This window comes from Solwaraspora sp. WMMB335 (genome assembly GCF_049179075.1).
In the GTDB taxonomy this organism is placed as follows: Bacteria; Actinomycetota; Actinomycetes; order Mycobacteriales; family Micromonosporaceae; genus Micromonospora_E.
In genome coordinates, this window is the sequence record NZ_JBMHMF010000001.1 from 2,183,015 (window position 1) to 2,208,048 (window position 25,034).

A 25,034-nucleotide genomic window follows, 5' to 3' on the forward strand; every position below is an offset into this window, starting at 1 on the left:
CGCCGGCGGGCCTTCGGCGGCTCGCCACCGCCCGATCGGCCGGGCTGTCCGGCGGGTGGGCGGGGCGTGGTGGTGGTGGTGCTCATCTGCGACCCCCTCCCAGGCGGTTGGCGATCAGCGCGTTGACGACCGCGATGATGACGATGATCAGGAACAGCGCCCAGGACATCGCCGCCGCGTAGCCCAGATTGAGGTCCTTCCAGCCGACCTTGTAGATCAGCTGGGCGATGGTCTGGAACTGACCGTTGGAGCCGCCGGTGGCCGCCTGCGAGTTCTGCTCGAACAGCATTGGCTCGGTGAACAGCTGCAACCCGCCGATGGTGGACAGGATCACCGTGAAGATCACCACAGGCCGGATCATCGGCACGGTGATTCGCCACAGCTGGCGCCACGGTCCGGCACCGTCGACCGCAGCCGCCTCGTAGATGTCGCGCGGGATGGACTGCATCGCGGCGAGATAGATCAGGGCGTTGTACCCGATCCACTTCCAGTTGACCATGGTGGCGATCGCGATCCATGACGCGGTCTTGGTGGACCGCCAGTCGATCGGCGCCTCGCCGCGCAGGTTCAGCACGTCGAGCACCCAGTTCGCGATGCCGAAGTCGCGGGCGAAGAAGACCGCGAACAGCAGGGTCGAGGCGGTGATCGGGGTGATGTACGGCAGCAGGATGCCGACCCGGAACCAGGTCTGCGCGCGCAGCTTCCGGTTCAGCAACGAGGCGATGATCAGGGCGAGGAACAGTTGCGGCACCGTGGAGAGCAGGAAGATGCCGAAGGTGTTGTAGAGCGCGTTCCAGAACCGGTCGTCGGTGAACAGTCGCTGGAAGTTCTCCATCCCGGCCCAGCCGGTGAGGCTGGCGTTGTCGAGCCGCCAGTGCCGCAGCGCCACGACTCCGTTGAAGATGATCGGGAACAGTCCGAAGACGATGAACAGGATGAAGAACGGCGAGATCAGGATGTACGGCATGTACCGCATGTCGAAGCGGTGCAGCCGGTTGCGCCAGGTCGAGACGGGCCGGGTCGGTTCCGGCTGGTGGGTGTGCGCGCCAGCGCGGGTACGTGGCGATGGGGGTGCGGCACGCGTAGCGGACATGGTTTGCCTCCAGAGTTGACCGTGCGGCGACCGCCCGCGCGGCGGGGGTGGGTGCCGGTTGCCGGCAAACCCACCCCCGCCGCGTCCGGCGGCTCGCGGCTGGTTACGCGTTCGCCGCCTTCTCGGCTTCCTTGACCGCCTCGGTCCACGCCTCGTCGGGCTTACCCTGCAGGTCCCCACTCTGCATGCGGTTGATCACGTTCTCGATCGCGACCCGGACCGGGCCGTTCTTCCGGCCCAGGTACTGCGGGGTGAGGTTCTTGGCCGTGTCGGAGAAGATCTGACCGACCGGCGCGTCGCTGAAGAACGGGTTGGTGAACTCGACGATCGCCGGGTCGTCGTAGAGCGCCGGCTGCGAGGGCAGGTTGCCGACCTTCTTGAAGATCTCGATCTGCTGCTCCGGCTGGATCAGCCACTCCAGGAACTTGTACGCCTCGTCGACGTTCTTGCCCTGCGCCGGAACGGTCAGGAACGACCCGCCCCAGTTGCCGCCACCGCCGGGGATGGCCGCGACGTCCCACTTGCCGGCGGTGTCGGGCGCGGTGTTCTGGATGTGGCCCATCATCCACGCCGGACAGGCCAGCACGGCGAAGTCGCCGTTGACGAAGCCGTTGTTCCACTCCGGGGAGAACGCGGCCAGGTTGGCCGACAGCCCGGCCTCGATGGCGCCCGCCGCCACCTCGAAGGCGACCTTCGGCCCGCCCTCCATCACCAGGTTCTCGTTGGTGTCGAAGACGCCGACCGGCTGCTGGCCCATCACCGGGTTGAAGATGTTGGTGGCCGAGTCGATGAACTTCTTGCCGCTGGCCGCCACGTACTCCTCGCCGGTGGCGATGAAGGCATCCCAGTCCGGCCAGAGCGCGGAGACCTCGTCGCGGTCGGTGGGCAGGCCGGCGTCGGCGAACAGGTCGGTGCGGTAGCACATGGCGAGGCCGCCGACGTCGGTGCCGAGGCCGATCTGGGTGGACCCGTCGGCGGACAACGTCTGCTGCCACTTCCAGTCCAGGTAACGCTCCTCGTACTGGCCGGCACCCTTGTCCAGCAGGTTGACGAACTTGTCGGCCTGCTCACGGAACTGGACCACGAAGCCTTCGTCGATGGCCGCGATGTCGGCCGCGCCGGAGCCGGCGATCAGCTTCTTCTGCAGGTCCTCGTGCTGGGCGTTGTATTCACCCGAGTTGAGGTTGATCCGGACGTTGGGGTTCTCCGCCTCGTACGCGGCCTTGAGGTCGTTGAGGCCGAAGTCGCCCCAGAAGGCGACGGTCAGCGTGACCGCGCCGCCTTCGTCCGAGCCACCGGGAGCGCCGCTGCAGCCGGCGATCAGGAGCGCGCCCGCGGCGCCCACGGCCGCTGTGCGCACCCAAGGGGTCCAACGCCGTTTCATGCCATCCTCCGAACAAATGTGGAAACGCTCCCATGATCGAGAAACGTTGACTGAACCGGATAAGTGAAGCCACCGTACGAGCGCACCTGGCCAGTGTCAATGGCGGGTTAACGCCGTGGCCAACCCGTAACCATGCCGACCTACGGCGCCGTCCGATGGTGCGCGGAAGAGCGCTCCCTGGCGCATCCGGACGCAGAACCGCGACCCTGTCGCCGGACGGCAATGCCGGCGGATATCGTTTCAACGAGCAAACTTAACCGGGCAAGGTGCCCTGCTACAGGATTCGGACCGAAGGAGCGCCGCCGGTGAAACGGCCGACCATCGCCGACATCGCCCGTCGGGCGGGCGTCTCGAAGGGGGCGGTCTCGTACGCCCTCAACGGCCAGCCCGGCGTCTCCGAAGCGACCAGGCAGCGGATCCTCAGCATCGCCGCCGAGATCGGTTTCAACCCGAACAGCGCCGCCCGGGCACTGTCCGGAGCCACTGCGAACGCCGTCGGGCTGGCGTTGAGCCGACCGGCCCGGATCCTCGGCATCGAGCCGTTCTTCATGGAGCTGATCAGCGGCGTCGAGGCCGAGCTGTCCGCCCGCTCGTACGCGCTGACCCTGCAGGTCGTCGCCGACACCGAGGCCGAGATCGCGGTCTACCGGCGCTGGTGGGGCGAGCGTCGGGTGGACGGGGTCTTCCTTTGTGACCTGCGGCTGGACGACCACCGGGTGCCGGCCCTGGAGCAACTGCAACTACCGGCGGTGGTGATCGGCGGGCCGGGGCACACCGGTTCACTGGCCAGCATCTGGGCCGACGACGCGGCGGCACTGGTCGAGACGGTCGAGTACCTGGTCGCCCTCGGGCACCGCCGGATCGCCCGGGTGGGCGGCCTGCCCGGCCTGCTGCACACCGAGATCCGCAGCGCGGCGTTCGCCGACATCTGTCATCGACTCGGCTTGCGGCAGTGCGTGACGGTGCCGTCGGACTACACCGGCGAGGAGGGCGCACGGGCCACCCGGCGGCTGCTCAGCGCGCCGTCCCGGCCCACCGCGATGATCTACGACAACGACGTGATGGCGATCGCCGGGTTGTCGGTGGCCCAGGAGATGGGCCTCGCGGTGCCCGGCGAGCTGTCGATCATCGCCTGGGACGACTCCCCGCTGTGCCAACTCGTACACCCGCCGTTGACCGCACTGAGCCGGGACATCCCGGCGCACGGCGCGCATGCCGCCCGGCAACTGCTCGCCACCATCGCCGGCGAACCGATCCAGGCGTACCAGGACGAGACCGCCCATCTGGCACCGCGCGGTAGCACCGCGCCACCACGCTCCGACTGAGACTCGTCCGTCCAGCTACTGGGACACGACTCTCACCCAGAGGCCCCTGAACCGGTTCAGTTTCCAATCAGTTAACAGGCACCAATCCCTGCATTCCGGACAGATCCCGTCCGGTCAGCGGCAACGACCCCACCCGACGGCGGAGTCGGACAGGTTGTCTCGGACAGGTTATCCTCGGCGTGGTCACGCGACTGGCGCAGCGAAGGTGGAACCGACCACCGGGGAGCGACCACCGACGTGCGCCGCGCGCCTGGGTGCACCGTCGACGGCACCGTCGTGCCCGGGACCCACCGGGCCGCCGGCCGCCCCGACTGCCAGGAGGGCACCCGTGCACGTACCGCAGATCCCCCACCTGACCGCCGCCGATCCGCAACTCGCCGAACTCGTCGAGGGCGAGGCCCGTCGTCAGCACGACAAGCTACGCATGATCGCCTCAGAGAACTACGTCTCCGCCGCGGTGCTGGAGGCCAGCGGCACCGTGCTGACGAACAAGTACTCCGAGGGCTACCCGGGCCGGCGCTACTACGAGGGCCAGCAGTTCATCGACCCGATCGAGGTCCTGGCCATCGAGCGGGCCAAGGCCGTGTTCGGGGCGGCGCACGCCAACGTCCAGCCGTACTCCGGGTCCCCGGCCAACCTCGCCGTCTATCTTGCCTTCCTCTCCCCCGGCGACACCGTGCTCGGAATGGGGCTGCCGATGGGCGGTCACCTCACCCACGGCTGGTCGGTGTCGGCCACCGGGAAGTGGTTCAACTCGGTGCGCTACGGCGTCTCCCGTGCCACCGGCCGGATCGACTTCGACGAGGTCCGTGACCTGGCCCGGCGCGAGCGGCCGAAGGTCATCTTCTGCGGCGGCACGGCGGTGCCCCGTACCATCGATTTTCCTGCCTTCGCCGACATCGCCCGCGAGGTCGACGCGATCCTGGTCGCCGACATCGCGCACATCGCCGGCCTGGTCGCCGGCGGCGCGCACCCGTCGCCGGTCGGCCACGCCGACGTGGTGACCACCACGACCCACAAAACCCTTCGCGGGCCACGCGGCGCGATGATCCTGACCACCGAGGAACATGCGGCAGCGATCGACAAGGCGGTCTTTCCTGGCTTGCAGGGGGGTCCGCACAACCACACCACCGCCGGTATCGCGGTGGCGTTGCGGGAGGCGTCCACCGAGGACTTCCGCCGGTACGCCCACCAGGTGGTCGCCAACGCGAAGGCACTCGCCGCGGCACTCGCCGGGCACGGCTTCGACCTGGTCTCCGGCGGCACCGACAACCACCTGATCCTGGCCGATCTGACCGGCAAGGGCATCGGCGGCAAGCCGGCCGCCCAGGCGCTGGACCGAGCCGGCATCGAGCTGAACTACAACACCGTGCCGTTCGACCCGCGCAAGCCGTTCGACCCGTCCGGGATCCGGCTCGGTACCGCCGCCTTCACCACCCGTGGGCTGACCGAGGTACAGATGCCGCAGGTCGCGACCTGGATCGACGACGCGGTGACCGCCGCCGTCAAGGACGACACCGCCGCGCTGGACCGGATCGCCGGCGAGGTAGCGGACCTGCTCGCCACCTACCCGATGCCCGGCTACACCCGCTGATCCCGTCACCGCTTCCGGCGGGGCGGAGCGGGACGCGGGCGGGGTCAGTGGGACGGGGTGTGGAATTCGGCGATGTACGCCTCGGCCCGTTCCGCCGGCGCGGGGCGGGCCAGGGCGTATCCCTGGCCGAATCGGCACCCGGCGGCCCGTGCCTGACCAACCTGGCGGGTGGTTTCCAGCCCTTCGGCGACGATCTCCAGCCCGAGCCGCCGGCCCAGGCTGACCACCACCTCCATCATCGGACGGGTGGGATCGGTCCGGGCGACGGAGTCGGTGATCAACGTACGGTCGACCTTGAGGATGTCCAGCGGCAGGCGGCGCAGCTGAGCGATCGAGGCCTGCCCCGCGCCGAAATCGTCCAACGCGATCCGGATCCCGCGAGCCCGCAGGTTGGCCAGTTGTACGGCGATCCTTGGCTGGTCCTCCGCCATCAGTGACTCGGCGACCTCGACGACCAGCCGTTCCGGTGCGATCTGGTGATCGGCCAGCGCCGCCGCCACGTCGGCGGCGAAGTCGGGTACGGCCAGCTCGACCGGGCTCACGTTGACCGAGAGCCAGAGGTCGTGGCCTTCCCGCAGCCAGGACGCGAGTTGCCGGCAGGCGACCACCCGCATCCAGCGCCCGACCTGCGACAACATCGACAGTTCCTGGGCAACCACGAGCAGCTCGGCCGGCAGTACGGTGCCCAGTGACGGGCTGCGCCAGCGCAGCAGCGCCTCCACGCCGACCGGCCGGCCGTCGGTCAGGTCCAGAATAGGCTGGTAGATGACATCGAGCTCGCCACGCCCGATAGCCCCCGGCAACTCGCGTTCCAGATCGAGCCGGCGGACCAGCTGTTCCTCCAGATAGGAGTCGTACCACTCGACCCGGTTACGGCCGAGTTGACAGGCCCGCCGCCGGGCCATGTCCGCCCGGCGCAGGACGTCGTCCACGCCGTCGCCGCCGGACAGCTCGGCCATGCCGATGCTCGCCTGCAGGTAGACAGTTGCGCCAGGCAGCTGGCACGGCTCACACAGCGCGGACACCAGCCGGGCGCCCGTGCCGTAGGCGAGCATCGGTCCGGCGACGGTGACGACCGCGAACTCGTCATCGCCGACCCGGGCCACCACGTCGTCCGGGTCGACGGTGTCCCGCAGCCGGCGGCCCACCTCGATCAGCACCGCGTCACCCGTTTCCCGGCCGTGCTGCTCGTTGATGCTGGACAGTCCGTGCAGCTCGATCATGAGCAGCGCACCGGGGTGGCCGGGCAACTCCCGGTGGCTGGCGATCTGCCGCATCAACTCCCGCCGGTTGGCCAGCCCGGTCAACTGGTCGGTGAAACCCAGCTTGTGCAGCCGGCGCTCCAGGCGCAGCCGCTCGCCCACGTCCCGGACATGTACGACCAGCGCCCCGACCTCCGGCACCCGACGCTGATCGGTCACCGTGGACTCGGTGTCGCGCCAACGCCCGTGCCCGTCGCGCAGCCGAGCGGTGACCAGCGGGATACGTCCCGGCCTCGTCGTGCGACCGGTCATCACTGCGCCCAGCACGGCGGTCACCTCGACCGCGTCCTCGGGGTGCATCAGGTCGCCGAACGGCCGGCCGAGCACGTCGGCGTCGGCCAGGCCGAACAGCCGGGCGGCGGCCGGCGACTGCCACCGTACGCGCAGGTCGTCGGTGAGGATCAAGGTGAGGTCGTTGCCGCCGGCGACCAGGGACCGGAAGTGCGCCTCCCGGACGCTGAGCCGCCGGGCGAAGGCCCGCACGTCGACCGCGGCCATCACCTCCCGGACCACCAGGGTGGGGATCACCGCCAGGCCGAGCAGGATCGACGTACGGTCGAACCGGCCCACCACCGCCATGTGGTAGACCGCCGCCACGGTGGCTACCAGGGCCGGCACGGTCACCAACGGGTACGCCGACAGCCGCCCGTGCAGCGGGGCGAGTGGCGCCGCACCGCCCAGGCCGGCCGCACCGCCCAGGCCGGCCGAGTCGGCCGAGTCGGCCGGAAGGCCGGCACCAGCCCCACTGTCCGGGTCGGTCCGCCCGCCCGCCAGGCTCGTCAGATGTTCCGTCTCGCGGCGGTGCGCCCCGAGCACCGTCAGCAGCACCCCGCCGACGACCGACGACGCGGCCACGCACCAGGCCCAGCCCGGGGCGTCGTACGCGAACAGCACGGTGAGCGACGCCAGCGCGACGACCGTGGCGACGGCACCACTGCCGCAGAACAGCACCGTCGGTCGCTGCCAGCGCACGCTCAGCACGGTCACGGTGATGATCGACACCACCGCGATCGCGCCGATGCCGGCGGTCAGGGCCGCCGGCGGCACCGGACCGGCGGGCCGCAGCAGCCAGCAGACGAACGTCAGGCTGATCCCGAAGCTCAGCCCGTCGACCAACCGCCGCAACCGCACTGCCCAGGTCTCGGCGGCACCGGGCAGCGTCAGTACGCCAGCCAGGTAGGCGGCCAGCGCCGGGATCAGCCCGGCCAGCGCCACGTCGGCGCGTACCGCCGACGGCACGAGCCCGGCGATACCGGCGGCGCCGGCGCCCACGACGGCGGCGACGGTCATGAAGCCGGTGCCCCGGCAGGCCTGGAACCCGGTCGACCTGGCGTGGATGTGCGCCGTGATCATGAACAGCCGTGCGCCGGGTACGGCGACTCCGGCGGTCATCCCCAGCGGCAGCGCGACCGCTGGCGGGAGCACGCCGGTAGCGCCGGCGACGAGTACGGCGGCGGCGAGCGCGGACATGGCGGGCAGAAATGGTCCGATAGCCCGGGCACGGTGCTGGCTGGGCCGGGACCGGGGTGGGTCGGGGTACGCCTCAGGCACGGCCGCCGGTCGCCTCCAGGGAAAGGGGTCAGGGCACAGGCGACACCGTCGGCCTCGCCTGTGCCTGCACAACGAGGCAACCCGGATCATGGTTACGGGTCGACCCGATGTGGATTGCGGCACCGGCCCGGGCGGACGGATCACCGCGTGACAGCCTACGCATCGCCCGGCCGGGTGTCGCCCGTGACAGGATGCCAGGATTGTCCCATGACTCGCAGGGCAACTGTCCGGTTCCGGCCACATCAGGCGATCATGCTGGCGGCGGTGATCGGGTTCGTCGGGTCGTTGCCGCTGGCCAGCACCCGTTGGTACCTGTTGCCGATCCTGTTGGTCCCGTTGGTGATCGCGATCTGGGCGGTCCGGGCCGGCACCGACGCCGACGACACCGGATTGCGGGTGCGCGCGCTGCTCGGTCAGCGCCGGATTCCATGGTCACGGGTGGCCGAGTTGGCCGCTGACCCGCGCGGTCGCGCGGTCGCTCGGTTGACCGACGGCGACCAGGTACGGCTTCCCGCCGTACGCGGGACGGATCTGCCCCGGCTGGTGGCGGCCAGCGGCCAGCCTTTGGATGACGCGCCCGGGGCCGGTCCGGCTCAGTAACCCTGCTCGACCACGTTGCGCAGCGTCTCTCCGTGCACGAAACGGCGCAACTGCCGCCCGGCGAGCCCGTACGCTCGGGGCAACAGCCCGCGGACCGAGCCGGCGATGTGCGGACTGATCACGACATTCGGCATCGTCCACAGCGGATGATCGGCCGGCAGTGGCTCGGGATCGGTCACGTCGACGACCGCACCGATGCGGCCGGTGGCCAGCTCGGCGGTCAGCGCGGCGGTGTCCGCCACGGGGCCACGGGCGGCGTTGACCAGCAGGGCCCCGTCCGGCATCGCGGCGAGAAAGGCGGCGTCGACCATGCCCCGGGTCTGGGCGGTCAGCGGCACGATCACCACCACGATGTTCGCGTGTGGCAGCAGCCGGGGCAGTTCGTCGACCGCGTGCACCCGCTCGGCCGGCCGGGCGGTCCGCGCCACCAGCGTGAGGTCTACTTCGAACGGTGCCAGCCGGGCGCACGCCGCCGCACCGATCGAGCCGGCACCGACGACGAGGATCCGCTTGCCGGCGAGCTCGTCGGTGGGCGCGAAGGCGTCGTAGGACCATTCCCGCCGGGCCTGGGACCGGACGAAGCCGGCGAAATCTCGTACGTGGGTGAGGATCGCCGTGACGATCCACTCCGCCGTCGACGAGTCGTGGACTCCCCGGGCGTCGCACAGGGTCACCCGCTCGGGCAGCCGACCCGCCCACGAGTCGGCGCCAGCGGTGAGCAGCTGCACCACGGCCAGTTCCGGCATCGTGCCGGCGAGTTCGGGGGTATCCGGACGGGCCAGGAACGGTGGCACCCAGAATCCGACTCCGGCGGGATCGCACGGCGACGCGGTGGGGTCGGCGACGACCTCGACCGTCACCCCCTCGGGCAGCGGTCCGAGCAGTTGCCGACCTTGTTGGTGAGGAATCCACATCTTCACCGGTCCGACAATAATGCCGGCGACCGCCACTCAGCGTTGGCTGCGCGACGGCCGCCACCGCGTGCTCGGGCCGCTCAGCCGGCGGTCAGGCCGGTTCGTACGTCATGCAGTCGGCCATGTCCCGACTCGGGCCCACCCGGATCGACGGCGCCCGGCATTCCAGCTCGGCGTTGAACCGGCAGTCGGCCCGTTTGCAGGCGCCGACCTGTGCGATCACCGCGTCCAGCCCGCCCTTGGTGGAGATGTCGAAGAACGTGTTGCAGCTGGCGTGTTCGGCGTCGACACCGACGGTGATGGCGAAGGCATGGCAGCCCTCATGCTGGTTGTAGGCGCAGTCGATGACGGTGCATTCCTGCACCCGGGGCATCTCCATCATCGCGGTCATGGTGGTCCTCCTCGGTATTCGGGTTCGGTACCCGGACGGTCGGCGCGCGTCCCAGCCGCGCCGTCAGGAAGACCGTACGGCGAAAAAGTCTTTAATGCTCTTTTATTTAATTTTGTCCAATTTTGGGTATGCTTACCTAAATCGAAGTTGGCTGCCCTTCCGTGCACGTCCACTACGACGGGCTAGTCTGATCCGGGTGAACGCACGCCCCCCGTACCGCCGCGCGACGAGCCGGGTGACCGCCACGGGCATTGCCACCAGCCTGGCTCTGGTCCTGCTCGCCGGCGGATGCGCGTTCGGTGAGCCAGAGCCCGATCAGGCCGGCGCGCCGCCCACGTTCCCCGCCCCCACCGCCACCCCGCCCGGCGGCGGCGTCGAACAGCAGATCGCGGTCACCGTGCTCGCCCGTGGCCTGGAAGTGCCCTGGGGTGTCGCTTTCCTACCGGACGGTGCCGCGCTGGTCACCGAACGGGACTCCGCGAGAATCCTGCGGGTTGGTCCGGGCTCGGACACCGAGGGCCTGACCGTCGAAGAGGTCCAGACCGTCGAGGGCGTCACCGGCGGGGGCGAGGGTGGCCTGCTCGGCATCGCCGTCTCGCCGCAGTACGACACCGACGAGACCGTCTTCATCTACTACTCGACGGCGCAGGACAACCGGATCGCCCGGCTCATCCTGGGCGAGGAGCCAGAACCGATCGTCACCGGGATCCCGGCCGCCGGAATCCACAACGGTGGCCGGCTGGCGTTCGGCCCGGACGGTTTCCTGTACGCGAGCACCGGCGACGCCTCCGACACCGGCCTGGCACAGGACCGGGAGAGCCTCGGCGGCAAGATCCTGCGGATGACCCCCGAGGGCGAACCCGCCCCGGGCAATCCCTTTGCGGATTCGCTGGTCTGGTCGCTGGGCCACCGCAACGTGCAGGGCATCGCCTGGGACGACCAGGACCGGCTGTACGCCACCGAGTTCGGTCAGAACACCTGGGACGAGATCAACCTGATCGAGCCGGGCAGCAACTACGGCTGGCCGGAGGTCGAGGGCACCGGCGGCGACGGACGCTTCGTGGATCCGCTGGTCACCTGGTCTACCGACGAGGCATCCTGTTCGGGCGCGGCGGTCGTCGGCACCATCCTGGCCGCCGCGTGCCTGCGGGGTGAACGCCTCTGGTTGGTCGAGCTGACCGGGTCAGGTACCGTCTTCGGCCAGCCCCGGTCGCTGCTCACCGAGGAGTACGGACGACTGCGGACCGTCGCACTCGCGCCGGACGGTTCAGTCTGGGTAACCACCTCGAACCATGACGGCCGCGGTGAGCCGGATCCGGCCGACGACCGGATCCTGCGGCTGGTGTTCGCCGACGGCGGTGCCGGGCGCAGCTGACCCGCCGTGACGCAGCGCCGGCGCGGGCGATGAACGGTTCAACCAGCAGCAGGACTTTCCGACCAGACAGGCATGATCCGACCATGAACGACGAGCAAGCAGCCGACCCTGGCCTTCCCGCCGCCGCCCGGCCTGACGCCCGTCAGGCCGGGCGGCGGGCCGCCACGGTAACGCGGGTCGGCGCGCTGACGCGGGCCACCGGACGTCAGCTGTACCGCGCCGCCCGGTCACGCCCGTCGCGCCGGCTCGCCACGACGTTGGCCGTGGTTCTGGTGAGCCTCGTCGGCGTCGTCATCGGCGTACTGCTCGGTGCCCGGACCGAGGTCGACATCGGGCCGTTCCGGGCGGAGATGGCGGTCACCCCGGCGGTCGACGGCGGCACCACGGTCTCGATCCCTCCGTTGGGATCGCTGCACCTGGACAGCCACGAGGGGCCGGTAGAGTTGTCCATCCGGCTCGGCTCCCTCGATCAGGTCCGGACCCTGGCCCTGATCGACGACCCGACCGGCATCACCCGGGCCAGCCAGACCGTGGTCAGCGACGTCACCGAGGGAGTCCTGCGACTCGGCGTCCGTACCCTCGCGGTCTCCGTGCTGGCGACCCTGGTCCTCGCCGCGTTGATCTTCCGGGACACCCGCCGGGTCGCCTGGTCCGGCACCCTCGCGCTGCTGGTCACCGGCGGCAGCCTCGGCCTCGCCGCGCTCACCCTGCGTCCCGAGTCGATCGAGGAGCCACGGTACGAGGGCCTGCTGGTCAACGCCCCGGCGGTGGTCGGTGACGTGCAGCGCATCGCCAGCAACTACAACCAGTACGCCGAGCAGCTGCAGCACATCGTGGCCAACGTCAGCCGGATCTACACGACGGTGTCGACGTTGCCGGTGTACGAGTCCGCGGAAGGCACGACCCGGGTGCTACACGTGTCGGACATGCACCTCAACCCGACCGGCTGGTCGGTCATCCGCACCGTGGTGGAGCAGTTCGACATCGACGTCGTCATCGACACCGGGGACATCACCGACTGGGGCAGCGAACCAGAGGCTGCCTTCGTCGCCTCGATCGGGCTGCTGGAGGTGCCGTACGTGTTCATCCGGGGCAACCACGACTCGGTGCGTACCCAGGAGGCGGTCGCTGGCCAGCCGAACGCGATCGTGCTGGACAACGAGGTGACCACGGTGGGCGGGCTGACCATCGCCGGCATCGGCGACCCACGGTTCACCCCGGACAAGCAGACCAGCCCGGCCGACGGCGGTCTGTCGAAACCGGCTGCCGAGCAGGTCATCGGGGTCGGCGAGCAACTGGCCGCGACGATACGCGCGGCCGGGGAGCCGGTGGACGTCGCGCTCGTGCACGACCCGGTGTCGGCGGGGCCGCTGTCCGGCACCTGCCCGCTGGTGCTGGCCGGGCACGTCCACAACAGACAGGTCCGGATGCTCGCCCAGGTCCCCGGCCAGCAGCCGACCCTGCTGCTGGTCGAGGGCTCGACCGGCGGGGCGGGGCTGCGCGGTCTGGAGGGCGAGGAGCCGACTCCGTTGGCCATGTCGGTGCTCTACTTCGATGCCGAGCAGCAACTGCAGGCGCACGACGACATCCGGGTCGGCGGCACCGGCCAGGCACAGGTCACCCTGGAACGGCACGTGGTCGCTGGCCCGGAACCCGATCCGGATCCGTCGGCGTCGCCGTCCACGACCCCGACTCCCGCTCAGTCCACGACCCCGGCACCCAGCCCGTCCTGACCTCGTCAGCGCCTCACTGGCGCGGGCTCACGGGTGCATCCGGGCGCCCTTGACGACCTTGTCGACCGGGTTGCGCGGGCCGTACACCGCCAGGCCGACCAGGTCGAGCTGATCGCCGGGTACGGCGCGCACCGCCGCCCGGTTCGCGACGTCGTGCCCGGTGGCGAACAGGTCGCCGGTGAACACCGCGACCGACAGGCCCAGCTCGACGGCCCGCCGGTCCGGGCCCGCGTACCGGTTGCGGGAGCTGCTGGACGCGCGGATCACCGCCGGGCTCACCCTCGACGAGGCGGCGGCGCTGCTGCATTTCGATCCGGCATATCTGGTACGCGCGTTCAACCGCGAATTCGGCATGCCGCCGCACCGCTATCTGACCGCTGGTCGGGTGGACCGGGCCCGGCGGCTGCTGCTCGACGGTGTCTCCGTCGGCGTCGCGGCCACCACGGCGGGCTTCTTCGACCAGTCGCACCTGACCCGGCATTTCACCAGGATCGTCGGCCTCACCCCGGGCCGTTTCGCGACGTCGTCACGACGATGAACCGGGTGGCCGGGACAGACTGGCGGCGTTCCCGTGCCTACGCCGGGTCCACCCTGTTCCTGGCGATCGCCGCGCTGATCTCCACGGTCGTCACCGCGTACTTCGCTCGTGAAGCGCTCTTCCCGCCGAGGCGACCGCTGGTTGTCCGCGTGCTCTCCCCGGACGGTCCTCCGCACTAGTCCATCCCCCTGCGGCCCGGGGTCCAGAACGGCTTGGTGATCACGTTGCGGCGCGGCCAGTTCCGCTCCTCGACCAGGTGGCGGCGGACCAGCTGGATCGTCCGGGCTTCCCCGGCCAGGTAGGCGCGGCCGGGCTCGGCGGGCAACTCCAGCCCGCGAACGGCCTCGACCAGGGTCTCGGAGGAAGCCGCGGACCGGCCCCGGCGGTAGCTCCACTCCAGATCCCAGCCCGTCTCTGGGTTCAGGCGCTCGTTGTGGGAGTCGATCAGGTTCAGGCGCTCGTCCGGGGAGTCGATCTCGAATCGGCCGAAGACCCGGGCGCTGGCCGGCAGCGCCCGCAGCATCGGACCGTAGGCGGCCTGCGCGGTCTCCTCCCCGGCGAAGAGGTGGTACGGCGCCGGGGCGGTGACGAAGGTGCCCTGCGGTTTCATCAGCATCAGCTCGTCGCCCGGCCGGGTGGTGCGTGCCCACTCGGCGCCAGGGCCGTCCCCGTGGTCGAAGACGACCAGCTCCATGGTCTGGTCCTGGTAGCTCCACACCGTGTAGGTGCGTAGCGTGCCGACCAGCCAGTCCACGGCGGCCGGCCCCGGGGCGAGCTGCAGGCGTACGTGCTGGCCGGGCAGCCGGTCGAGACCCGCCAGGTCGGGCCCGGTCAGCGTGACCAGCCGTAGGCGGGGGCCCAGCGGCTCGACCGCGAACCTGGGCGGCGACCAGCAGGCGGTCGAGCAGACGACGCTTCACGGTCGGTCCTCACAATCGGAGTCGAGGTTGTTCCCTGCCGATCGGCAAGACATGACTTGCCGATCGGCAAGTTATACCCTGTGGCGGTGACCTCCGCCAACCCCACTCCCGAGCCGATGCGGGAGCGCATCGTGGATGTCGCCGTCGAACTGTTCGCCCGTCAGGGCTACCAGGGCACGTCGCTGCGGCACATCGCGGAGCGGCTCGGCGTCAGCAAAGCGGCGGTGTACCACCACTTCCACGCCAAGGACGACATCGCCCGCACGGTCATCAGCCGAGCACTCGACGTACTCACCGAGGCGTCCGACCGGCTGGTGGTGGCCGGTACCGACCCGGGCGCCTGGCAGCGGGCCCTGCCGCAGATCATCGACATCGCCCTGCGGCACCGGCAGATGCTCGTGGTCCTGGAACGCAACGAGGACGTCTTCCACGCGCTGTTCGCCAACGACCCCGAGGTCGGTGCCCGGATGGCGGCGCAGAACACGAAGCTGTCGGCGCTCTTCGCCGACCCGGCGCTCGACCCGCAGGTCAGGGTCCGGCTCGGTAGCACCCTGGGCGCGATCTTCGGCCCCCTGGTGATGCTGTCGGACCACTATCAGGACCTGCCAGCCGACCAGCTGCGCGAGCAGCTGATGGAGGTCATCGAGGTGCTGCTGGGCGACCTGTGACCTGGCGGTCAAGGCCGACGGCTCGACGCGGAGCTCACCGTCTCCGAGCATCTGGTGGACACCAGGGTCAATGTTCTGCTGAGCGAGTGACCGCGCCGGGGCGACGCAGCGCCGAGGTACGAACGGTCACCATCATCATCTGGCCGTCCCGGTTGCCGTGCAGTCGGGTGCCGAGCAGGTGAATCCATTCGATGTTCGGATGGGCGGCCTCGGCGCGGACGTGGATCACGCGCAGTCGCAGCACCCCATCGCCGTTGAGATAGTCGGCCGCGCCGATCTCGATGGTGTCCCACGGCTGCACCAGGGGCGATTTCCCGGGCTCAGTCATCGCCGCCTGCCCCGGTGGTCGGGTCGGCGGTGAGCCAGATGCCGACCGAGGCGAGCAGCCGACGGATGGTCCGGGCGGCGTCACCGTCGTACCGGTCCAGGTAGGCCACCGCGAGCCGCAGCGCCGGGCAGCCGACGGTGCCGCAGCGCGGGCAGCCGGAGACCGGGTCGGGCAGGTGTATCGCGGCCAGGTGGCGGGCGCGGGCGATCACCGGGTGGTTGACGTAGCCGGGCACGGCGCTGCCGACCGGCACCGACATCCAGCCGAGTACGCCGGGCCGACGCCCCACGCCGGGCCGACGGACCGCGCCGACCGGACACAATTGATCTTTGCCATTCATTTTTGCGCCATGCATCCCCCATCGGGACAGCGATGGACGCCTTCTCAAATTTCCCACCTCTCCACCCTGGACTTTCCCACCTCCCCTATGGAAGGTTCGATTCGCCCTCGTAGCAACAACATCCATTACGGGGCCGGCCCTGCCCACCGCAAAGCAATTCTGTAGAGAGCTGGAGGAAACGAATGTCTGGAGCAGCGAGCGCTTATCTGATAGCGGAGCTCCGCCGCCGTCGCGAGTTGGCCGGGCTCACCCAGGAGCAGTGGGGTGCCGCGCTGCACTGGTCGGCCCAGCACGTCAGCGCGGTCGAGCGCGGTGCCCGGCCGATCCGGCTCGACTACCTGGCCACCATCGACCAGGTCTTCAACTGCGACTACTCGACCCTCTGGGAGCTGCTGCTGCGCACCGAGCGGGCGCCGGTCTGGCTGCGCCCGTGGCTGGAGCACGAGCGGGAGGCGATCATGCTGCGCTGGTACGAGCCGCTACTGGTGCCCGGCCTGCTGCAGACCGAGGCGTACGCCCGCGTCGTCCTCACCCACGCCGGGGTGGCGATCGACGACGTCGACACCACCGTCGGCGACCGGCTCGGCCGCCAGGAGATCCTGCACCGGGCCGAGCGGCCGTGCCGTTTCGTCGGGGTGATCGACGAGGCGGTGCTGACCCGGGCGGTCGGCGGCCCGGCGGTGATGCGTGAGCAGGTCCTGGCGCTGATCGCCGCCTGCGACCGGCCCAACGTCTCGATCCAGGTGGTGCCGGCCGGGGTCGGCGCCTACCCGGGGCTCAACGGCCCGTTCATCCTGGCCAGCCTGGACGGCCGGTCGGCGGGCTTCGTCGACGGGCCGTTGGAGGGCCAGACCATCGAGCTGGAGGCCGATCTGACCAGATTGGAGCACGCCTGGGAGTCGCTGCGGGAGTACGCTCTGCCCAGCGAGCAGTCCGTGGCGTTGATGCAGGAGGCGGCAGACAGATGGGCATGACGACCGATCCTCGACCGGCCTGGCGGACCAGCAGCCGCAGCAACGGCACCGGCGGCGCGTGTGTCGAGGTCGCCGACAACCTGCCCGGCCGGGTCCTGGTCCGCGACAGCAAGGACCGCACCGGCGGCACCCTCACCTTCACCCCCACCGCCTGGCAGACCTTCGTCAGCCACCACCAGCGATAGGTGTCACGGGCCGCGCCGGGTACCTGCCCGGCGCGGCTCGACCACCTGCCCGACCCAGCGGCTCCGGGTTGTTCGCACCTGACCGCAGGGTCGACCATGGACGGTATGGGATCCGCCGACGACATGTACCGCGCGGCGCTCGCGGCGGCCACGTCGAGCCCACAGCGCCGATACGACGGTGACCCCAGGGTGATGCTCACCGCCCTGCACGAGGCGGCGGCGCGGGGCGACGTACCAGCGGACGAGTTCGACGTGGCGCTGCTGCTCACCGAGAGCCTGCGCGCGATGGACGACCTCGACTACGCCTCGTTGGTCGACCTGGTTGCCCGTACCGACGCGTTGTTGGCCCGGATCGGTGCCGACCACCCGCAGTTCGGGCTGCTCACGCTCGCCGCCGTTTCGCTGCGATCCATGGCCGAGCTCACTCGGGCCGACCCGGACGTCTGGTCCCACCCGACGAGCGGGCGGCGGCCCGCTCTCGCCGCCGAGGTCGCACCGGACAATCCGTTTCAGCGGATCGGCGTACTGATGGACCTGCACACCGAACTGACCCGCCGGATGATGGCGGCGTTGTCCGACCCCGACGGACCGGACCGCCCGCCCACCGATGACGAGGTGATCCGGCTCCGCCGGCTGACCGCCCTCAACCCGGGCGTCGGGGCCGCTCCGCAGGGGGCATTGTTCGCCGCCGTCGCCGTCATGATCATGGTGCAGATCGAGGACCGGCCAGGCATCGCCACCGCCGCCATCAACGACCTGAAAACCGCGCTCCGACTGGCGCCCCCGGACGAGCCGTACCGGCCGTACTATCGCCGTCTGCTCGGCAATGCGTTGATCCGCCGGGCCGAAGCGACGCTGGCCGCCGCGTCGTACCCGGAAGCCTTCCTGATCCGCCCGTCGCCACGACCACGGGCGGCAGCCATCCGCGACCTCGACAGAGGCATCGCCACCTTGGAACAGGCCCTCGACGAGGCGCAGACGCCCGCGTTCCCGCTCTGGGCCGGCACCGCGCTGGCCCTCGCCGACGGCTACCGGCGCACCGACCGGCTCGCCGACGCGCGCCGGGTCGGGCTGCAGGCGCTCCGGGGTCACGCCTGGGCGGTGCTGCTGCAATCGACCACGGCCGCCGCGTCCACCGCCACGAACATGGTGGCCGAGGACGCCGTGCGCATCGCCGGCTGGTGTGTCGCCGACGGTGACGCCGTCGGCGCCGCCGCCGCGCTCGACGCCGGCCGAGGGCTCATCCTGTACGCCGCCACCGAGGTCGAGGACGTACCGGCGAAGCTGACCGCGGTCGGCGCGACCGACCTCGCCGGCCGCTGGCCGTCCGGACCGGCCGACCTGATTCCGACGCCGTTGCGCCGCGAAGCCTTCGAACGGCTGACTATGGACGGCACGCTGCTCGATCCACCGTCCGCCGACGAGACGCGGTCCGCCCTGCGCGCCGCCGGCGCAGGCGCACTCGTGTATCTCCTGGCCGCCCGCGACGCCGAGCCGGCCCGGGCGCCGACCGGTGCGGCGGCGCAGGCAGCCCGACCCGGCGCGGCCGTCGTCATCCCCGCCGACGGCCCGGCCGTCGTGCATCCGCTTCCGGAGTTGACCGTGCCGCCGCATCCGGTAGGTGGTGAGGGTGGGCGCGAGCTCGGCGTCGCGGGTCCGCCGCAGCCGCCGGACGCCTTGGAGTCGCTCTGCGACTGGGCCTGGCGGGTGGCGGTCGGTCCGCTGCTCGACGTCCTCCCGGACCGGGTGATCCTGGTGCCGATGGGCGAACTCGCCGGGGTGCCCTGGCACGCCGCCCGGCATCAGGTGCCCGACAAGCAGACCGCCGACGAGCAGACCGCTGACGTGGCCGGGTCGGCCCGCAGGTACGTGTACGCCGTCGAGCGGATGGTCATCTCGTACGCGGCCTCGGCCCGGCTGTTCTGCCGGGGCAGCCGACCGGTGCTGGACGGACCGATGCTCATCGTCGGCGACCCGGACAGCGCCGGTGCCGCCGACGATCTGCTCGGGGCCCGGCGGGAAGCGCTCGCGCTCCACGAGCGTCACCCCGAGGCGCGCTACGTCGGCCGACTCGCCGACGGCTCACCAAGCCCGGCGGGCGCCGGTGATCCCGACGACGTGCTCGCCTTTTCCGGCGGCGTACTGCATCTGGCCTGCCATGGCGTGGTCCGGGCCGGACTGGGCACCGACGACACCTCCTACCTGCTGCTCGCCGGCGGGCAGCGGCTCGCCGCCGAGCGGCTGGTCGCCGCGCGCGGACGGCCACGACCTGGGCTGGTGGTGCTGGCCGCGTGCAGCAGTGGAGTCTCCGGACGGGGCTGGGACGAAGCGTTCAGCATCAGCACCGCGTTCCTCGCCGGCGGCAGCGCGGCCGTCGTCGCCGCACAGTGGAGCGTGCCGGACGAGGCGACGTCGACGCTGATGCTGTCGTTCCACCGCCACCTCGACCGGCTTGGTGGATCGGCCGCCGACGCTCTCCGGGCGGCGCAGATCGACATGATCCGCGCCGCCGAACACCCTCGGTCCTGGGCGGGCTTCGTGCACTTCGGCCGGTGACCCGCCGCTGACGTCAGCCTTGCGCGCCGAGGCGGGACAGGATCAACTCCCGGACCGTACGGGCGTCCGCCTGGCCCTTGGTCGTCTTCATCACCGCGCCGACCAGCGCACCGGCCGCCGCGACCTTGCCGTCGCGGACCTTCGCCGCGATGTCCGGGTTGGCGGCGATCGCCTCGTCCACGGCGGCGGTCAACGCGCCGGTGTCGGAGACCACGCCCAGACCGCGAGCGGTCATCACCTCGGTCGGGGTGCCTTCCCCGGCGACCACCGCTTCGAGCACCGTACGGGCCAGCTTGTCGTTGAGTTTGCCGGCGTCGACCAGCCCCTGCAGTTCGGCCACGTGCGCCGGGGTGACCCCGAGCGCCGCCAGCTCGGTGCCGGTCTCGTTGGCCCGGCGGGCCAGCTCACCCAGCCACCACTTGCGGGCCCCGGCCGGCGTGGTGCCGGCCGCCACGGTCTGCTCGATCAGCTCGACCGCGCCGGCGTTGACCACCGACTGCATGTCGTGGTCGGTCAACCCCCACTGCTCCTGCAGCCGCCTACGGTGCACCCGGGGCAGCTCCGGCAGGGCCGCCTTCAGCTCGGCCACCCAGGCGACGTCCGGAGCGAGTGGCACCAGGTCCGGCTCCGGGAAGTAGCGGTAGTCGGTGGCGGTCTCCTTGGACCGACCGGACGTGGTGTCGCCGCTGTCCTCGTGGAAGTGCCGGGTCTCCTGCGTGATCCGGCCACCGGCGTCGAGCACCGACGCCTGGCGCAGCATCTCCGCGCGTACCGCCCGCTCCACCGACCGCAGCGAGTTGACGTTCTTGGTCTCGGTGCGGGTGCCCCACTCGGTCTGCCCGGCCGGGGTCAGCGACGTGTTCACGTCGCAGCGCAGCGAACCCTGCTCCATCCGTACGTCGGAGACGTCCAGCGAGCGGATCACGTCCCGCAGCTCGGTGACGTACGCGCGGGCCACCTGGGGCGCCCGGTCTCCGGTGCCGGGGATCGGCTTGGTGACGATCTCCACCAGCGGGATGCCGGCCCGGTTGTAGTCGACCAGCGACTCGGTCGCTCCGTGAATGCGCCCGGTCGCGCCGCCGACGTGCAGCGTCTTGCCGGTGTCCTCCTCCAGGTGCACCCGCTCGATGCCGATGCGCACCAGCTCGCCGTCGACCTCGACGTCCAGCCAGCCGTCCACGCACAGCGGCTCGTCGTACTGGCTGATCTGGTAGTTCTTCGGCATGTCCGGGTAGAAGTAGTTCTTCCGGGCGAACCGGCACCAGTGCGCGATCGAGCAGTTCAGTGCCAGCCCGATCCGGATCGTCGCCTCGATCGCCGCCTTGTTGGCCACCGGCAGCGAGCCGGGCAGGCCGAGGCAGACCGGGCAGACCTGGGTGTTCGGCTCGGCACCGAACTCGGTCGGGCAGCCGCAGAACATCTTGGTGTTGGTGCCCAGCTCGACGTGCGTCTCCAGGCCGATCACCGGCTCGTAGCGGGCGGCGACATCCTCGTACGTGGGCAACGCGGTCGTGCTCATCACATGCTCCAACTCTCGGCGCGGCACCGACCGCACCAGCCTAGTGTCCACCTGGGCTCCGCTCATCGACCCGGCCGGTACCCGAGCGCCACGAGCGCATGCCGGGTGTCTTCCCACCACCGCCGGTACGCCGGCACCTGCTGCAATCTGTCAAGGGGCACTGCGCAGCGCCTGCCCGTCGGCGAGTAGCCAGGCCTCGGTCTCCCGGACCGGGACCACCGCGACGAGTTGCTCCCGACGATCGGTCCAGCGTTTCCGCAACGGATCCAGCCACTCCCTGCGCACCCGTTCGGCGTTCGCCCCCTGGTCACGGTGAAAGAAGATGATGGTGAAGCCGCCGTCGCTACGGTCGACCAAGCCGATCACGTCGTCGATGCCAACCGGGCCAGACCGGGCGCGCAGCGGCTGTACGTCGGAAACGTACACCGTCTCATCGAACTCGATCAGGCACAGTTCTTCCAGTGCGCGTGCCAGTAGGCGGGGCAGGAAGCGGTCATCGCTGAGACCTTCGGAAATCAGTGCTGTCGAGAGGTAGCGCATCAGCGATCCAGTGTCTCCAAGACCTCGAACTCGGCAATCTCGGCCTTGCTGACCACGCCGCTCGGATCTTTGAGGTCCAGCGTCAGCTGATCGCCACCGATCAGGCGGCTACGAGTGATCCGGCTACGCGGTTCACCCTTACGGACCCGGGTCACCACGTCCAGGTAGACCGCATGGAGCCGCCCCCGCCCTCGCCGCGTTCCAACGCCCGCAGGATCGCCGGCGAATGGCTACTCAGAATCAACTGGGTCAATCGATTTCCGCCCGCTTCGTCGCGCTGCGCCAGCGACCGTTCGACAAGCGCCCGAAGGTAAAGCACGACCTGGGCAAGCCGCTGTGGGAAGATACCGTTCTCCGGCTCCTCGAAGCAGATCAGGCCTGCACCACGCGGATCGTAGAGCGCGGCGAGCAGCGCGATCGCGCGCAGCGTTCCGCCGGAGGCGACCCTGGCCGAAAACGGTGCCTCGTCGCGGGTCACCACCTCGACCTGCCGTTGCCGGCGCGCCTCGTCCTCGGCGAGGCGGACCCGAACCACGCCCGGTATCACTTCGGACACATCGGCGGAAAGGTCGTTCAACGCGCCCTCCCGCCGATCCTCGGTGCCCGTTTCCGCCGCCAGGTAGCGCAGCGTGTTGGCTAGATGCGCGCCGTTGGGCGCCAGGCTGTCCGGGTCGTCGTAGGAGTCCGGGGTACGCAGCGCACTCGGATCAAGGTGCAGCAACCGCCACGACTGCAACTCCCGCTTCAGCGCGTACAGCAGCGGGAAGTCGGTGGCGGTGGTCAAGCTGGACAGCACGGTCGCGGTCGCCGCCGTTGCCGGCAGCTTCCGCTTGCGGCCCTGATTTCCCTGCTGCCGGATACTGAAGACCGCGCGGCCCTGCTCGTCCTGCTCGGTCTCCAACAGTTCCCGGCCACCGCCGCGATAGCTGGCTACCTGCTTCCATCGTGGGATCAATGCCCGCAACGCGGCATCGTCGGACTCGGGGTTCCGGTACGCCGCCTCCCGCACCACGTACGGCCGGCGGGTACCGCTGCTACTCGCGAGCCGTAGCTCGATCGCCAGCTCGTAGCGCAACCGGGAGTGGTTGACCTCGGCCGTGTCGCCGAACGCGTCGGTCACCGACGGCCCCAGCAGCACTTCGACCGCGAAAGTCATCACCGGCATCTGGGTGCCGTCGGTGTGCCGATGGAACAGGTCGGGGACTTCGCCACGCATCTGCTGGGCGGCTTCCAGCAGCGGATCGTCGGCCAGCCGGGACAGGAACTGGATCGCGTCGAACAGGTTCGACTTGCCGGCCGCGTTCCGCCCGATGATCACGAGAAACGGCGGCACGTCCAGCGAGAAGTCGCGGAACGACTTGAATCCGTCGATCTCGATCCGGGTCAGCACGTCGCGGCTCAGAGCTCCGGCGGGGTGAGGATGCCGACCGCCGACTCCAGGGCCGCCGCGACCCGGTACATCCGGTCGTCGGCCATCGTCGGCGCCATCACCTGCAGACCGACCGGCAGCCCTTCGCTGAGCCCACACGGCACCGAGATGGCCGGGCCGCCGTACAGGTTGGTCGGGATGGTGAACAGGTCGGCCAGGTACATCTGGTACGGGTCGGCGGTGCGCGCCCCGAGCGGGAACGCCACGAACGGGGTGGTCGGCGAGATCAGCACGTCGACCTGCTCGAACGCGGCGGTGAAGTCGCGGGTGATCAGCGTGCGGACCTTCTGCGCCTGCCCGTAGTAGGCGTCGTAGTAGCCGCTGGACAGCGCGTACGTACCGATCATGATCCGCCGCTTGACCTCGGGCCCGAAGCCCTGGTCCCGGGTCAGCGACATGACCTCCTCCAGCGACCGGTTGCCGTCGTCGCCGCTGCGCAGCCCGTACCGCACGCCGTCGTAGCGGGCCAGGTTGGACGAGCATTCACTCGGCGCGATCAGGTAGTACGCCGGCAGCGCGTACCCGAAGTGTGGGCAGGACACCTCGACGATCTCGGCACCCAGCTTGGTCAGCGCGTCGACCGCGTCGCGGAACGCGGCCTGCACACCCGGCTCGACGCCGTCGCCGCTGGCGAACTGGGTGACCAGGCCGAGCCGCACTCCGGTCAGGTCGCCGGTGGCACCGGCCCGGGCCGCCTCGACCACCGGCGGCACGGCGGCCGGAATCGAGGTGGAGTCGCGCGGGTCGTGACCGGCGATCGCCTCGTGCAGCAGCGCCGCGTCGAGCACGGTCCGGGCGCACGGTCCGGGAGTGTCCAGCGAGGACGAGAAGGCGATCAGGCCGTAGCGTGAGGTGCCGCCGTACGTCGGTTTGGCGCCGACGGTGCCGGTGACCGCGCCGGGCTGGCGGATCGATCCGCCGGTGTCGGTGCCGATGGCCAGGGGAGCTTCGAACGCGGCGATCGCCGCCGCGCTGCCGCCGCCGGATCCGCCCGGGATCCGGGTCAGGTCCCACGGGTTGTACGTCGGCCCGTACGCCGAATACTCCGTCGACGAGCCCATCGCGAACTCGTCCATATTGGTCTTGCCCAGGATCGGCAGGCCGGCGGCGCGCAGCCGGCCGACGATCGTGGCGTCGTACGGCGGGCGCCAGCCCTGCAGGATCCGCGACCCGGCGGTGGTCGGCGTCCCCTTGGTGGTGACCACGTCCTTGACCGCGATCGGCACACCGGCGAGCGGGCCGAGTGGCTGGCCGGCGGCGCGGGCCGCGTCGACGGCCCGTGCGGCGGCGAGCGCACCGTCGGCGTCGACGTGCAGGTAGGCGTGCACCTGTTCGTCGACGCCCGTGATTCGGTCCAGGTGGGCGCGAGTGACGTCGACCGCGCTGGTGCTGCCGTCGGCGATCAGCCCGGCCAGCTGCGCAGCGGTCATCCCGGTGAGTTCGGCCATGGCTCAGACCTCCTCGTCCAGGATGCGCGGGACCCGGAACCGGCCGTCCTCGGCGTCCGGGGCACCGGCGAGCGCGTCGTCCCGACCCAGACCGGGTACGACGACGTCGTCACGCAGCACGTTGGTCAGCGGCACCGAGTGCGAGGTGGGTGGGATGTCATCGGCGGCGACCTCGCCGACCCGGGCGACGGACTGCAGGATGACGTCGAGCTGGCCGGCGAACGTGGCCAGCTCCTCCTCGGTCACGGCCAGCCGCGACAGTCGCGCCAGGTGCGCGACCTCCTCGCGGGAGATGGCGGCCATCTGCGCCCCCTTCGTACGGTGTCGAACGGTTGTCCAGAATCCTCGGCGCAGCGCGGCGTGCCGG

26 protein-coding genes and 1 riboswitch are annotated in these 25,034 nt (G+C 70.6%); of the genes, 11 read left to right on the top strand and 15 right to left on the bottom strand.

The genetic code is table 11. The features are described from left to right. Positions 1-82 precede the first annotated feature (82 nt). Together ACN27F_RS09120 and ACN27F_RS09125 are read right to left on the bottom strand one after the other, a co-directional pair. On the bottom strand, positions 83-1,093 hold the full coding sequence (locus ACN27F_RS09120; RefSeq protein ID WP_421432373.1) for a carbohydrate ABC transporter permease: 1,011 nt from the start codon (positions 1,091-1,093) through the stop codon (positions 83-85). 103 nt (positions 1,094-1,196) lie between these two features. Continuing rightward, positions 1,197-2,453, bottom strand: a complete 1,257-nt coding sequence (locus ACN27F_RS09125; RefSeq protein ID WP_421432375.1) for an extracellular solute-binding protein — start codon at positions 2,451-2,453, stop codon at positions 1,197-1,199. 329 nt (positions 2,454-2,782) lie between these two features. Between ACN27F_RS09125 and ACN27F_RS09130 the strand changes: the two genes are divergently transcribed. Next, on the top strand, positions 2,783-3,802 hold the full coding sequence (locus ACN27F_RS09130) for a LacI family DNA-binding transcriptional regulator (protein ID WP_421432378.1): 1,020 nt from the start codon (positions 2,783-2,785) through the stop codon (positions 3,800-3,802). Positions 3,803-3,979: 177 nt separating this feature from the next. After that, positions 3,980-4,065, top strand: a riboswitch (ZMP/ZTP riboswitch). A gap of 65 nt (positions 4,066-4,130) precedes the next feature. Continuing rightward, positions 4,131-5,396, top strand: a complete 1,266-nt coding sequence (glyA, locus tag ACN27F_RS09135) for a serine hydroxymethyltransferase (RefSeq protein WP_421432381.1) — start codon at positions 4,131-4,133, stop codon at positions 5,394-5,396. A 44-nt stretch (positions 5,397-5,440) separates the two neighbouring features. Here the strand turns inward: glyA and ACN27F_RS09140 are convergent, their stop codons facing one another. Beyond that, positions 5,441-8,209, bottom strand: a complete 2,769-nt coding sequence (locus ACN27F_RS09140) for a putative bifunctional diguanylate cyclase/phosphodiesterase (RefSeq protein WP_421432384.1) — start codon at positions 8,207-8,209, stop codon at positions 5,441-5,443. A 207-nt stretch (positions 8,210-8,416) separates the two neighbouring features. Between ACN27F_RS09140 and ACN27F_RS09145 the strand changes: the two genes are divergently transcribed. Continuing rightward, positions 8,417-8,809, top strand: a complete 393-nt coding sequence (locus tag ACN27F_RS09145; protein ID WP_421432385.1) for a PH domain-containing protein — start codon at positions 8,417-8,419, stop codon at positions 8,807-8,809. Here ACN27F_RS09145 and ACN27F_RS09150 read toward each other — a convergent pair. Beyond that, the gene (locus ACN27F_RS09150) at positions 8,803-9,729 is read right to left on the bottom strand and encodes a 2-hydroxyacid dehydrogenase (protein ID WP_421432387.1); all 927 of its coding nucleotides are present in this window, start codon (positions 9,727-9,729) and stop codon (positions 8,803-8,805) included. The two genes, ACN27F_RS09145 and ACN27F_RS09150, sit on opposite strands and share 7 nt — an antisense overlap. 85 nt (positions 9,730-9,814) lie before the next feature. Then, positions 9,815-10,114, bottom strand: a complete 300-nt coding sequence (locus ACN27F_RS09155) for a DUF1540 domain-containing protein (protein WP_421432388.1) — start codon at positions 10,112-10,114, stop codon at positions 9,815-9,817. Positions 10,115-10,310: 196 nt separating this feature from the next. Between ACN27F_RS09155 and ACN27F_RS09160 the strand changes: the two genes are divergently transcribed. Both ACN27F_RS09160 and ACN27F_RS09165 read left to right on the top strand, forming a co-directional pair. Then, a complete protein-coding gene (locus ACN27F_RS09160) occupies positions 10,311-11,489 on the top strand; it encodes a PQQ-dependent sugar dehydrogenase (protein WP_421432389.1) in 1,179 nt (392 codons plus the stop codon). An 83-nt stretch (positions 11,490-11,572) separates the two neighbouring features. Next, positions 11,573-13,222, top strand: coding sequence for a metallophosphoesterase family protein (locus tag ACN27F_RS09165; protein WP_421432392.1), 1,650 nt, complete (start codon positions 11,573-11,575; stop codon positions 13,220-13,222). A 27-nt stretch (positions 13,223-13,249) separates the two neighbouring features. Here the strand turns inward: ACN27F_RS09165 and ACN27F_RS09170 are convergent, their stop codons facing one another. Continuing rightward, positions 13,250-13,489: a DUF2000 family protein gene (locus tag ACN27F_RS09170; RefSeq protein ID WP_421432394.1), complete on the bottom strand. Its 240-nt coding sequence runs from the start codon at positions 13,487-13,489 to the stop codon at positions 13,250-13,252. Here ACN27F_RS09170 and ACN27F_RS09175 point away from each other — a divergent pair. Then, the gene (locus ACN27F_RS09175) at positions 13,461-13,760 is read left to right on the top strand and encodes a helix-turn-helix transcriptional regulator (RefSeq protein ID WP_421432396.1); all 300 of its coding nucleotides are present in this window, start codon (positions 13,461-13,463) and stop codon (positions 13,758-13,760) included. The genes ACN27F_RS09170 and ACN27F_RS09175 overlap by 29 nt on opposite strands. A 5-nt stretch (positions 13,761-13,765) precedes the next feature. Continuing rightward, positions 13,766-13,939 (top strand): hypothetical protein, encoded by a 174-nt coding sequence (locus tag ACN27F_RS09180; protein ID WP_421432399.1) that lies wholly within the window; start codon positions 13,766-13,768, stop codon positions 13,937-13,939. On the opposite strand, the gene ACN27F_RS09185 is transcribed toward ACN27F_RS09180, so the two are convergent. Beyond that, complete coding sequence (locus ACN27F_RS09185; protein WP_421432400.1) at positions 13,936-14,514, bottom strand: siderophore-interacting protein; 579 nt, start codon at positions 14,512-14,514, stop codon at positions 13,936-13,938. The two genes, ACN27F_RS09180 and ACN27F_RS09185, sit on opposite strands and share 4 nt — an antisense overlap. 252 nt (positions 14,515-14,766) lie before the next feature. Here ACN27F_RS09185 and ACN27F_RS09190 point away from each other — a divergent pair, with 252 nt between their 5' ends. Beyond that, a complete protein-coding gene (locus tag ACN27F_RS09190; protein WP_421432402.1) occupies positions 14,767-15,348 on the top strand; it encodes a TetR/AcrR family transcriptional regulator in 582 nt (193 codons plus the stop codon). A 67-nt stretch (positions 15,349-15,415) separates the two neighbouring features. Here the strand turns inward: ACN27F_RS09190 and ACN27F_RS09195 are convergent, their stop codons facing one another. Together ACN27F_RS09195 and ACN27F_RS09200 are read right to left on the bottom strand one after the other, a co-directional pair. Beyond that, positions 15,416-15,676 (bottom strand): hypothetical protein, encoded by a 261-nt coding sequence (locus tag ACN27F_RS09195; protein ID WP_421432404.1) that lies wholly within the window; start codon positions 15,674-15,676, stop codon positions 15,416-15,418. Continuing rightward, positions 15,669-16,016 carry a hypothetical protein gene (locus tag ACN27F_RS09200; RefSeq protein ID WP_421432406.1) on the bottom strand — a complete coding sequence of 116 codons (348 nt, stop codon included), beginning with the start codon at positions 16,014-16,016 and terminating at the stop codon, positions 15,669-15,671. The genes ACN27F_RS09195 and ACN27F_RS09200 overlap by 8 nt, the downstream gene beginning before the upstream one ends. A gap of 182 nt (positions 16,017-16,198) precedes the next feature. Here ACN27F_RS09200 and ACN27F_RS09205 point away from each other — a divergent pair, with 182 nt between their 5' ends. The 3 genes from ACN27F_RS09205 to ACN27F_RS09215 all read left to right on the top strand — a co-directional run bounded on the left by ACN27F_RS09205 (position 16,199) and on the right by ACN27F_RS09215 (position 19,731). Then, complete coding sequence (locus ACN27F_RS09205) at positions 16,199-16,990, top strand: helix-turn-helix domain-containing protein (protein ID WP_421432407.1); 792 nt, start codon at positions 16,199-16,201, stop codon at positions 16,988-16,990. After that, positions 16,987-17,175, top strand: a complete 189-nt coding sequence (locus ACN27F_RS09210; protein ID WP_421432409.1) for a DUF397 domain-containing protein — start codon at positions 16,987-16,989, stop codon at positions 17,173-17,175. The genes ACN27F_RS09205 and ACN27F_RS09210 overlap by 4 nt, the downstream gene beginning before the upstream one ends. A gap of 105 nt (positions 17,176-17,280) precedes the next feature. After that, positions 17,281-19,731: a CHAT domain-containing protein gene (locus tag ACN27F_RS09215; RefSeq protein ID WP_421432412.1), complete on the top strand. Its 2,451-nt coding sequence runs from the start codon at positions 17,281-17,283 to the stop codon at positions 19,729-19,731. Between the two features lie 13 nt (positions 19,732-19,744). On the opposite strand, the gene gatB is transcribed toward ACN27F_RS09215, so the two are convergent. The 6 genes from gatB to gatC form a co-directional block, all read right to left on the bottom strand. After that, positions 19,745-21,250 carry an Asp-tRNA(Asn)/Glu-tRNA(Gln) amidotransferase subunit GatB gene (gatB, locus tag ACN27F_RS09220; protein WP_421440076.1) on the bottom strand — a complete coding sequence of 502 codons (1,506 nt, stop codon included), beginning with the start codon at positions 21,248-21,250 and terminating at the stop codon, positions 19,745-19,747. A 150-nt stretch (positions 21,251-21,400) separates the two neighbouring features. After that, positions 21,401-21,790: a DUF4276 family protein gene (locus ACN27F_RS09225; protein ID WP_421432414.1), complete on the bottom strand. Its 390-nt coding sequence runs from the start codon at positions 21,788-21,790 to the stop codon at positions 21,401-21,403. Then, complete coding sequence (locus ACN27F_RS09230; RefSeq protein WP_421432416.1) at positions 21,790-21,945, bottom strand: hypothetical protein; 156 nt, start codon at positions 21,943-21,945, stop codon at positions 21,790-21,792. The genes ACN27F_RS09225 and ACN27F_RS09230 overlap by 1 nt, the downstream gene beginning before the upstream one ends. Further along, positions 21,942-23,180 (bottom strand): AAA family ATPase, encoded by a 1,239-nt coding sequence (locus ACN27F_RS09235; protein WP_421432417.1) that lies wholly within the window; start codon positions 23,178-23,180, stop codon positions 21,942-21,944. The genes ACN27F_RS09230 and ACN27F_RS09235 overlap by 4 nt, the downstream gene beginning before the upstream one ends. A gap of 8 nt (positions 23,181-23,188) precedes the next feature. Continuing rightward, the gene (gene gatA / locus ACN27F_RS09240; protein ID WP_421432419.1) at positions 23,189-24,667 is read right to left on the bottom strand and encodes an Asp-tRNA(Asn)/Glu-tRNA(Gln) amidotransferase subunit GatA; all 1,479 of its coding nucleotides are present in this window, start codon (positions 24,665-24,667) and stop codon (positions 23,189-23,191) included. A gap of 3 nt (positions 24,668-24,670) precedes the next feature. Further along, positions 24,671-24,970: an Asp-tRNA(Asn)/Glu-tRNA(Gln) amidotransferase subunit GatC gene (gene gatC, locus ACN27F_RS09245; protein ID WP_421432422.1), complete on the bottom strand. Its 300-nt coding sequence runs from the start codon at positions 24,968-24,970 to the stop codon at positions 24,671-24,673. Positions 24,971-25,034 lie beyond the last annotated feature (64 nt).

What these genes read in the sequence shown, in the direction of transcription:
- ACN27F_RS09120 (WP_421432373.1), bottom strand. Translation starts at nt 1,093, where the DNA reads ATGTCCGCTACGCGTGCCGCACCCCCATCGCCACGTACCCGCGCTGGC.
- ACN27F_RS09145 (WP_421432385.1), top strand. Translation starts at nt 8,417, where the DNA reads ATGACTCGCAGGGCAACTGTCCGGTTCCGGCCACATCAGGCGATCATG.
- ACN27F_RS09155 (WP_421432388.1), bottom strand. Translation starts at nt 10,114, where the DNA reads ATGACCGCGATGATGGAGATGCCCCGGGTGCAGGAATGCACCGTCATC.
- ACN27F_RS09165 (WP_421432392.1), top strand. Translation starts at nt 11,573, where the DNA reads ATGAACGACGAGCAAGCAGCCGACCCTGGCCTTCCCGCCGCCGCCCGG.
- ACN27F_RS09195 (WP_421432404.1), bottom strand. Translation starts at nt 15,676, where the DNA reads ATGACTGAGCCCGGGAAATCGCCCCTGGTGCAGCCGTGGGACACCATC.
- ACN27F_RS09200 (WP_421432406.1), bottom strand. Translation starts at nt 16,016, where the DNA reads ATGAATGGCAAAGATCAATTGTGTCCGGTCGGCGCGGTCCGTCGGCCC.
- ACN27F_RS09205 (WP_421432407.1), top strand. Translation starts at nt 16,199, where the DNA reads ATGTCTGGAGCAGCGAGCGCTTATCTGATAGCGGAGCTCCGCCGCCGT.
- ACN27F_RS09210 (WP_421432409.1), top strand. Translation starts at nt 16,987, where the DNA reads ATGACGACCGATCCTCGACCGGCCTGGCGGACCAGCAGCCGCAGCAAC.
- ACN27F_RS09215 (WP_421432412.1), top strand. Translation starts at nt 17,281, where the DNA reads ATGGGATCCGCCGACGACATGTACCGCGCGGCGCTCGCGGCGGCCACG.
- gatB (WP_421440076.1), bottom strand. Translation starts at nt 21,250, where the DNA reads ATGAGCACGACCGCGTTGCCCACGTACGAGGATGTCGCCGCCCGCTAC.
- ACN27F_RS09225 (WP_421432414.1), bottom strand. Translation starts at nt 21,790, where the DNA reads ATGCGCTACCTCTCGACAGCACTGATTTCCGAAGGTCTCAGCGATGAC.
- gatA (WP_421432419.1), bottom strand. Translation starts at nt 24,667, where the DNA reads ATGGCCGAACTCACCGGGATGACCGCTGCGCAGCTGGCCGGGCTGATC.
- gatC (WP_421432422.1), bottom strand. Translation starts at nt 24,970, where the DNA reads ATGGCCGCCATCTCCCGCGAGGAGGTCGCGCACCTGGCGCGACTGTCG.